Source organism: Christiangramia pacifica, assembly GCF_057221535.1.
Window position 1 is genome coordinate 3,084,133 of sequence record NZ_CM170146.1, and the last position, 9,139, is coordinate 3,093,271.

9 protein-coding genes are annotated in these 9,139 nt (G+C 36.5%); 7 read left to right on the forward strand and 2 right to left on the reverse strand.

Going from position 1 to position 9,139, the window contains the following annotated elements; translation table 11 throughout:
* Nucleotides 1-56 precede the first annotated feature (56 nt).
* From AC2S94_RS14180 to AC2S94_RS14205, 6 genes are all read left to right on the forward strand, one after another.
* Nucleotides 57-2,270: a bifunctional alpha,alpha-trehalose-phosphate synthase (UDP-forming)/trehalose-phosphatase gene (locus AC2S94_RS14180; RefSeq protein ID WP_484629206.1), complete on the forward strand. Its 2,214-nt coding sequence runs from the start codon at nucleotides 57-59 to the stop codon at nucleotides 2,268-2,270.
* A gap of 138 nt (nucleotides 2,271-2,408) precedes the next feature.
* Nucleotides 2,409-2,693 (forward strand): YtxH domain-containing protein, encoded by a 285-nt coding sequence (locus AC2S94_RS14185; RefSeq protein ID WP_484629207.1) that lies wholly within the window; start codon nucleotides 2,409-2,411, stop codon nucleotides 2,691-2,693.
* A gap of 107 nt (nucleotides 2,694-2,800) precedes the next feature.
* Complete coding sequence (locus tag AC2S94_RS14190) at nucleotides 2,801-4,156, forward strand: M28 family metallopeptidase (RefSeq protein ID WP_484629208.1); 1,356 nt, start codon at nucleotides 2,801-2,803, stop codon at nucleotides 4,154-4,156.
* A 10-nt stretch (nucleotides 4,157-4,166) separates the two neighbouring features.
* Nucleotides 4,167-5,015: a dienelactone hydrolase family protein gene (locus tag AC2S94_RS14195; RefSeq protein WP_484629209.1), complete on the forward strand. Its 849-nt coding sequence runs from the start codon at nucleotides 4,167-4,169 to the stop codon at nucleotides 5,013-5,015.
* A 177-nt stretch (nucleotides 5,016-5,192) separates the two neighbouring features.
* A complete protein-coding gene (locus tag AC2S94_RS14200) occupies nucleotides 5,193-5,396 on the forward strand; it encodes a hypothetical protein (protein ID WP_484629210.1) in 204 nt (67 codons plus the stop codon).
* Nucleotides 5,397-5,411: 15 nt separating this feature from the next.
* The gene (locus tag AC2S94_RS14205; RefSeq protein WP_484629211.1) at nucleotides 5,412-6,260 is read left to right on the forward strand and encodes a hypothetical protein; all 849 of its coding nucleotides are present in this window, start codon (nucleotides 5,412-5,414) and stop codon (nucleotides 6,258-6,260) included.
* Nucleotides 6,261-6,300: 40 nt separating this feature from the next.
* On the opposite strand, the gene AC2S94_RS14210 is transcribed toward AC2S94_RS14205, so the two are convergent.
* Nucleotides 6,301-7,266, reverse strand: a complete 966-nt coding sequence (locus AC2S94_RS14210) for an App1 family protein phosphatidate phosphatase (RefSeq protein ID WP_484629212.1) — start codon at nucleotides 7,264-7,266, stop codon at nucleotides 6,301-6,303.
* A gap of 71 nt (nucleotides 7,267-7,337) precedes the next feature.
* Between AC2S94_RS14210 and AC2S94_RS14215 the strand changes: the two genes are divergently transcribed.
* Nucleotides 7,338-8,210 carry a diacylglycerol/lipid kinase family protein gene (locus tag AC2S94_RS14215; RefSeq protein ID WP_484629213.1) on the forward strand — a complete coding sequence of 291 codons (873 nt, stop codon included), beginning with the start codon at nucleotides 7,338-7,340 and terminating at the stop codon, nucleotides 8,208-8,210.
* A gap of 11 nt (nucleotides 8,211-8,221) precedes the next feature.
* On the opposite strand, the gene AC2S94_RS14220 is transcribed toward AC2S94_RS14215, so the two are convergent.
* The gene (locus AC2S94_RS14220; RefSeq protein WP_484629214.1) at nucleotides 8,222-9,136 is read right to left on the reverse strand and encodes a GyrI-like domain-containing protein; all 915 of its coding nucleotides are present in this window, start codon (nucleotides 9,134-9,136) and stop codon (nucleotides 8,222-8,224) included.
* Nucleotides 9,137-9,139 lie beyond the last annotated feature (3 nt).

Below are 9,139 nucleotides of genomic sequence, written 5' to 3' on the forward strand. Positions count from 1 at the left end.
GATTTTCGGAAATTTAAGAAAAATCAAATTCGTCACAACAGCATTTACATTTAATTATGAGTAAAACAATCATTATTTCCAACCGATTACCATTACAAGTTTCTATTGAAAACAACGAGCTGGAGGTGACTCCAAGCGTTGGTGGACTTGCAACAGGCTTAAAATCATTCCATAAGGATGGAGATAGTGTCTGGATAGGATGGCCTGGTTTAGTTGAAGAAGATATTCCTTCAAATTTGAAGGATAAAGTCCAGGAAAAAGCCAGAGAAGAAAATTGTGTTGCTCTCCATTTAAATTCTGCTGAAATTGATGGTTTCTATTACGGCTTCAGTAATCGAACCATTTGGCCTTTATTCCACTATTTCATGGAGTATACAGAATCTGATGACGATTATTGGAGGTACTATAAACAGGTAAACCAGAAATACGCTGATGAGATCCTGAAGCATTACGAGAAAGGAGACGTTATCTGGGTTCATGATTACCAGTTATTATTAGTACCAAATATGGTTCGGGAACAGGCTCCTGATGCGATCATTGGTTTCTTCAATCACATTCCATTTCCTTCCTATGAAGTTTTCAGAACTTTACCGTGGAGAGATGAAGTATTACAAGGAGTTTTAGGCGCAGATCTTATAGGTTTTCATACCTATGATTATGAGAGGCATTTTTTAAGTTCAGTGAGCCGGATATTAAGACATCAGGTAGATTTTAATGAAATTACTTTACCAGACAGAATTGTAAAAGTTGATTCCTTCCCGATGGGAATTGATTATAAGAAATTTGAACAGGCTGCATTAGATCATTTTGAAAGCACTTCGGCAGATCAGTCGGAATTGCAAAAGAGACTTGATCACCATTTAGAGGCAACTCCAGATGCCAAGATGATCTTAAGTATAGACAGGCTGGATTATACTAAAGGAATTGCACATCGAATCAGGGCTTATGAATATTTCCTGGATAAGAATCCTGAATATATTGAAAAAGTGAGACTAGTGATGCTGGCCGTCCCTTCACGATCTAATGTTCCTCAATACAGGCGACTAAAACGTGAAATTGATGAGTTGGTTGGAAGAATTAACGGAAAATTTTCTACGGTGAGCTGGACGCCAATCTGGTATTTCTATAGATCCATGCCTTTTGAAAATCTTATTGATCTTTATACTACCTGTGATATTGCCTTACTTACTCCAATTAGGGATGGGATGAACCTGGTAGCTAAGGAATATATTGCTACCAGAACCGACAAGACAGGAGTTCTAATATTAAGTGAAATGGCCGGCGCTGCTCACGAGATGAATGAAGCCTTAATCATTAATCCAAATAACTTCGAACAGGTTTCTGAAGCGCTTAAAACGGCTTTTGAAATGCCTAAAGAGGAACAGATTGAACGTAATAAGATGCTTCAGAAGAGATTGCGTCGCTATAGTGTAGAAAAATGGGCCGAAGACTTTATGAAATCACTCAGAGCTACTAAGGAAAACAGAGATTCATTCAAGTCTATCAGAGTTACGCCTGAAATTTCTGAGGAGATAATGAACCAGTTTAAAAATGCGAAGAAAAGAGTGCTTTTCATTGATTATGACGGTACGCTGGTGAATTTTGTAGACAAACCTGAAAATGCCAGACCAGATGCAGATTTAAAAGAACTTATTAGAACATTAAATTCTCAAGAAGACACCGATGTGATTTTAATCAGCGGAAGGGATAAAAACACTCTTGGCGAATGGTGGCAGGATGTCCCTGTAGAACTGATCTCTGAACATGGTGTCTGGATGCGACAAATAGATGGTGAGTGGGAACTGTCAGAAAATGTAAAAAGTGAATGGATGGATGCGGTTAGACCGGTCATCGAAAATTTCGTTGACCGAACTCCGGGAACATTCATTGAAGAAAAAAATTATTCTCTTGCCTGGCATTATCGTAAAGCCGATCCAGAACTTGGTGAGATAAGAGCCAATGAGCTTAGTAATGTTTTAAAAGAACTTATTTCCAATCGCGGTTTGAGTGTACTGGAGGGTAATAAGGTCCTTGAGATCAAAAGCAGTGGTGTAAATAAAGGTAAAGCCTCTTCCAAAAAACTAGTCGGAAAAGATTATGATTTCATATTCGCTATTGGTGATGACTGGACAGATGAATATATGTTCCAGGATCTTCCGGAAAGTTCGTATACCGTGAAAGTTGGGATCAAGAAAACCAGCGCAAGGTACTATGTAGAAGGAACTCCAAAGGTTCGTACGCTACTGGAAAACTTTAAGGAAAACATGTAAATAATATTCTCTGTTAAATTATTTGGCAATTCCCGAAAAAGTTTAAATATACATTAACTGAATGAAGATGGGTTCGCTTTAAATTCTGCTTAATTTTACCACATCAATTTAAATCGAACCAATTTAAAACCAAATTCTATGAAATCAGGAAAATTGTTATTAGGACTAGTATCCGGAGCTGTAGCAGGAGCTGTAGTTGGACTTTTATACGCACCTAAGAAAGGAACAGATACGCGTAAGGCGATCACTGAAAAAGGAGATGATTATCTAAAAGGAGCAAACAAAAGTTTAAACGACTTCACTAATTCAGTGAATCACAAAATGGAAGCTTTAAAAGCTAGAACTAAAGCTACTGTAGCTGGATCAAAATCAGAAGAAAAAATTAATAAGGCTAAAGCAGAAATGCACGAAGTAGCTAGTTAATTTATAGACAAATTGATTATACACAGAGCCTCGGGATTTCCCGGGGCTTTGTTTTTTTACTTATTCCCGAAACTTCCGTATTTTAGAAATCCAATTAAAAATTTACTATGAAATTACTTTCCCCTATGAAAATTCTGGGTATTGCATGCCTGGGATTATTTTCTCAAAATTCCATTTCACAAAATACTGATAAGCGTATCTACGAAATAATTGAAAATGTTTCCGCAGACAGTATTGAAAAAGATATTCGAAAATTAGCTGGATTTGGCACCAGAAATACATTCAGTGATACGGTTTCCGATACCAGAGGAATTGGAGCGGCACGTAGATGGATAAAATCTGAATTTGACAAGATCTCGACTGACTGTAATAATTGTCTTGACGTTTTTTACCAGAAAGATTATGTAACTCCGGAAGACGGTGAGAGAATTCCAAAAGAAGCCTGGATCGTAAATGTGGTAGCTATTCAAAAAGGAACCAAATATCCAAACAGATATGTGATCATGAGCGGTGATATAGATTCTCGCGCCAGCAACACTATGGATTTTACCACCGATGCACCTGGGGCAAATGATAATGCCAGCGGAATGGCGGGAACCATGGAAGCAGCACGAGTACTTTCTAAATATGATTTTGAAAGCAGTATAATTTATGTAGGGCTTTCAGGAGAAGAACAGGGATTATTCGGAGGTAAAGGGCTTGCGGAATATGCTAAAAAGAATGAATGGGAGATCATTGGGATTCTGAATAATGATATGATTGGTAATATCGAAGGTGTGGACGGAGTCATTGATAATAGAAGTTTTAGAATTTTCTCTGAACCGGTTCCTCCTAATGAGACAGATAGGGAAAGGACAATGCGTAGATTTTATGGTGGAGAGGTAGACGGAATTTCGAGGCAGTTAGCCAGGTATATTCATTCTAATGTTGAAACCTATATGCCAGAAATGAACCCTATGATGATCTATAGGTTAGACAGGTTTGGAAGAGGTGGACACCACCGACCATTTAATGATCTTGGTTTTGCCGGAGTTAGAATTATGGAGGCTCACGAGAACTATAATCGTCAGCACCAGGATATCAGAACAGAAAACGGAATTGAATATGGTGATGTTGTTGAAGGGGTAAACTTCAACTATGCTAAAAAATTAACCGCAGTGAATGCCATTAACCTCGCAAGCCTTGCCTGGGCTCCTCCAGCTCCTTCAAAAGTTGAAATTGGAGGAATTGTAGAACCAAGTACTAAACTTCGCTGGGAAGCGGTAAATGGAGATATAGCCGGTTATAAGATTTACTGGAGAGATACCACCGCTCCACAATGGCAATATTCTAGGTTCGTAGGTGATGTAACTGAATTCACCTTAGAGGGAATTGTAATAGATAACTACTTCTTTGGAGTTGCTGCTGTTGGAAAGGACGGTCACGAAAGTGTCGTGGTTTTTCCATCAGGAACATTTAGATAAAATTTTTATTATGAAGGATCTCAAAAACATTTTTATCGTTGCATTAATTTTTGCAGGTTTTTCATCCTGTAAGGAAAGTTCTAAAGAGAAATCCACAGTATCTGAAAATATACAAACTACAGAGAAAAATTCTGAAACTGGCCAGCTCTCAAATTCTCCAAGACATCATGAATGGGTTACTTTGGCTCATGGAGAAAGAGAGTTTGATGCGTTTGTCGTTTATCCGGAAATTAAGGAAAAAGCTAAGCCTGTAATTGTAATACACGAAAACAGAGGATTAAATGACTGGGCCAGGCTTTTCGCAGATAAGCTCGCTTCTGAAGGATATTTGGTTATCGCGCCAGACCTTATTTCAAATACAGTGGAAGGCGTCAACAGGACTACAGATTTTGAAAATTCAGATGCTGCAAGGGAGGCGATTTATGATCTCAAAGAAGAACAGGTAATTGCAGATCTCAATGCCACTTACGACTATATCCAAAAGGATCCGGCTTCTACAGGAAAAGTTGCAGTAGTTGGATTTTGCTGGGGTGGATCACAAACTTTTAAGTATGCTACAGAAAATGACAGTTTAACTTCAGCACATGTTTTTTATGGTACAGCCCCAAAGGACGCCAGCAAATTTTCAAATATTTCCGCTCCAGTTTACGGATATTACGGAGAGAATGATAATCGGGTAAATTCTACAATTGAAGATACCGAGGTGATGATGAAAACTGCAGGAAAAGAGTATGCATATGAAATTTATGAGAATGCAGGTCATGCCTTTATGAGAAGTGGTCATGATTCTGATGCTTCAGAAGGTAATAAAAAGGCGCATGATAAAGCGTGGAAAAGATTACTGAGTCTGCTCAAATAATGGCAAAAGAAAATAAATTGGTTTATAAGCCGGATGTATAAAGACATCCGGCTTTTTTGTTTTCTAGTGTGAATTCCAAATAAAAGACTAATTAACAATACTTTACCTTAAGCTTAAATAAAATTAGGATGCCTACAAGGTAATTTAGATATAATCAAACCAATTAAAAATTGAATTATGACAGATATACGAATTGAAAAGAAGAGAAAAGTTTGGCCTTGGGTTTTATTAATTATAATTCTCGGTGTGCTTGCTTTTTTATATTTCTATGGTAGTATGGATACAGATGAAGCGGATGATATGGATTCGACTAATATGGAAGAAGTGACTCATGTTAAGTCTGAGCAGAGACTTCATGAAAATGTAATTGAAATAATCTAACTAAAAATCAAAGTGATGAGTACCAAAGAAAAACATTTATATTATTTAAGCGAACTAAAGGATTATAAGGTAAATAGTAAAGATCCCGATATACGCGGATGGCATCTCCACGACCTCGACAACAGGAAAGTTGGAAAAATTGATAACCTTCTAGTGAACAAAGAACTTGGTAAGGTGGTATATGTGGATGTGGAAGTTGATCAAAGTATTATTGATACAAACCATGATCCCTTTTCCGCCAATCCAAATTCAGAGATAAAAGAATTCATTAATAAAGAAGGTGAAAATCATGTTATTATTCCAATAGGTTTGGTTAACCTAAACCTTGAAGATAAATATGCTTACACTGATAGTATTAATTATCAAACTTTCGCTGAGACCAAAAGATATGAATCAGGAACACATATCAGCAGAGATTATGAACATCATGTTTTAGGCTCTTATGACCGAAGAGGTGAGCGTTCAGAAAGAGATGCCGAACTAAGAAGAACCAAATCTGCCTATAGTGATGCTGAGCTTGAAGAAAGAGAGCTTAAACGAAGAGAAGAACTACGCAGACAGGAAGAATTGAGACATCAGGATTCAATTCATGAAACTGATGCGGAAGCCAGAATGCGCAGAGAGAAAGAGAATATGAGATATAAAAATGAGGATCGTAATAGACCAATTGATGACCACAATAGAGCTTTACATCACCATGATAACCAAAGGGATCTAAATCCCGAAAGAACTTTGGATGATGATGCTAACTGGGTTCGAGATGATAAAGATGTTGAGAATGATGATCTTTATACCAACAGAAAAAGAAGAAATCGTAAGAATGAAGATTTTTACGATAGAAAAGAATTTTACAAAAGGGATTAATTTTTAACATAGGAAAGGGAAGCAAATTGCTTCCCTTTTTTTATATAATATCCTCTCGTTCAGAATGATGTATGGCTTTCTCACTATCCCGAAAATAACAAGTGCTAACATCCATACTTTCTAAGTTAGCCATGACTTTTTGAACCTTCTTTTTTTGTTTACTGGTAGTTTGTCTTATATATACTGCCTTTATATTTCGCGGAAAGGTTTTGCAAATTCTCTCATATAGATAGGGATCATGCTGAGAATCGTCCCCAATTAAAACATATTTAATATGCGGATAAAAGGAAATAATATCCTTTATCTTGATGAATTTGTGATCATGATTACCCCTACCCGATTTTACAAAATCTGTTAGTCCGGTCTTTATTTTTTTTAGCTTGATCACTGCTTTCGGTAATTCGTGCAGATCAGCGAATTCAGATATAAAATCATATAAATTCCATTCACTGCTGGAAACGAAAAAAAAGGAATTTGAAGAATGTTCTGAATCCTGACCAGCCTTGCTCAAACGCTTGTAATGTTTTACAACATCATCAAAAACCTTACGTTTATTGATGTTTTTAGAAAGCATTACATATAGCTTCTTGAAAAAACTATTGCTGTGTGAAATAAGAAAAGTGTCATCAATATCAGATATGATCCCTAATTTTCCAGGATAAGGTTTAAGAAGTTCTCCTTTTTCGATCATCCCGAAATCATACATTTTACAACTTACTTCATAAGTATGCCAGCCGGGTTCCAATTCTGTATCATAAGGCACCGTAAATCTAAAATAACCATCCTCCTGAGTCTTCGTTGTAACATCAAGATCTCTGAATTTTAACCTGATTTCAAAATTCTCTAAAGGTTTTATTCGGAATTTATGCAGAATGGAATATGCGTGTTTTATACCTTTTCGATCTATACTGTACTTATCTGGTGCCCAGGACTGAAAAAGATGTCCAAATACCACAAGTTCTTCATCATTAACATATCCACGGTACAACTTGAGGTCTAACTTCAAAATATTGGCGTTTTTTTAAAATTCCTTCATTCCAAATTAATTAATTTTAAGCTTATCATAAACAAGAATGCATGAATTTTAAGGAAGTTTTATTGGTTGTAAATCCAATTTCAGGGCAAACCGATAAGAAAAAAATTATTTCTCTGGTCCGGGAAAGAGTGAATGAAAAAGGATTGAACTTTCACCAATTTTCAACTACCGGAGAAAATGACCATGAAAAAATTCAAAATGAAGTTGAAAAGAATGGAATTGATAGACTGATTGTTGCAGGAGGTGATGGAACTATTAATCTTGTCGCCGAGGCCGTCAAGACTTTTGACATTACTGTAGGAGTCCTCGCTGCAGGTTCTGCTAACGGTATGGCCAAAAACCTGGATCTTCCAGAGTTGCTTGAAGAGCAGATAGATGTGGCATTAGGAGAAAACTATATCGATCTTGATATTTTATGTCTGAATAACATTATTTGTCTGCATATGGCCGATCTCGGAATCAATGCTGAACTTATTGAAAATTATGAAGATTCTCCTATTCGTGGAAAAGTAGGTTATCTAATTCAATCTATTCCTACCCTTATTAATAGCAAATATCCTTTTAATTTTCATATTGAAACAAAGGAGGAAACAAAAGAAGCAAAAGCCGTATTACTGGGATTTGCCAATGCCAATAAATACGGAACGGGAGCAAATGTTAATCCGCAAGGCAGGCCTGATGATGGAGTTTTTGAGATCCTGATCTTCAAAAAATTGAATCTGATAGAAATATTTAAAACGCTTCGGGACGAAACTGACCTTGACTCAGACTTCGTAGAGATCATCCCGACTGACTCTGCTAAAATAACCTGCAAAACTCCGGTTGCTTTTCAGATAGATGGCGAATATATTGGAAAAGAGACCAGGATAGATATTAAAATTCTTCCCGAAAAACTACGAATTGCCATTCCATAAAAATGGAATCTTTACTCAGAAATAGGCATAAAGATATCAGCTTTCCAGCTTAAAGCATTACCACCTTCCTTCGGGTTATCACGAAAAATCTCTAATGGAAGTTCACTGGTCTTCAGATTTCTTTTATCGGCTTCATATAATAATTCATGCCAGGCAACATCTGACTCCCTATAATTCCCACTAAAGATCGCTTTTATTGAAGTAGATGAATTAACCTGCTGGAAATCTACCGTAGCTGTTGGACGAATATCCTGGGCCAGGTTTATTGGAAAACAAAAATCAAAATTGATCATATCCTCCTTACGATCCCATTTCGTGATTTTCACAAAAGGAAACCCTGTTAGCTTTAGATCATGAACCATTACAAAATCTTCCAGATACTGGATATCACGAAACATTTGCATGGCTTTATCTGAAGTTTTTACATTTTCCGCGGACCTGCAAATACAATCAAGAGCAGGAGAATAAACAATGCTATCTATTATTTTTATTCGATATTGATCCTGCTTTTTCTTTAGTCCTTTACCCAGTTTACTAAAAATTGCAGCTAAGGAATCCACGTAAGCTGAGCGAGAAAACGGATTTAGAATTGAAAGCCTGTTCTTTATTCGATCTGGGCCTGCAATATGAATATAGACTTCTGAAGTGCTATCATTTGCTTCTTTCATTTCCCAAAGAAGATTTAACTCGGTATTGCCGAAATCGATTTTCTGCTTAAGCTCATTGAATTCTTCAGTATTTACATTATAAATTTCAGTTGAAGAATTAAAAACCTCAAAAGACTTCAGGTCTTTCAGTTCTTTTTTTAATATCGCCGGACTGTATTTTGCCTGAAAATGAAATCTATAATCATATTCCTTTACAAGCAAAAACCAACCTAGGCTAAGTACAATTAGTCCGATAAAAATGAGTAAGAATTTCTTCATGAA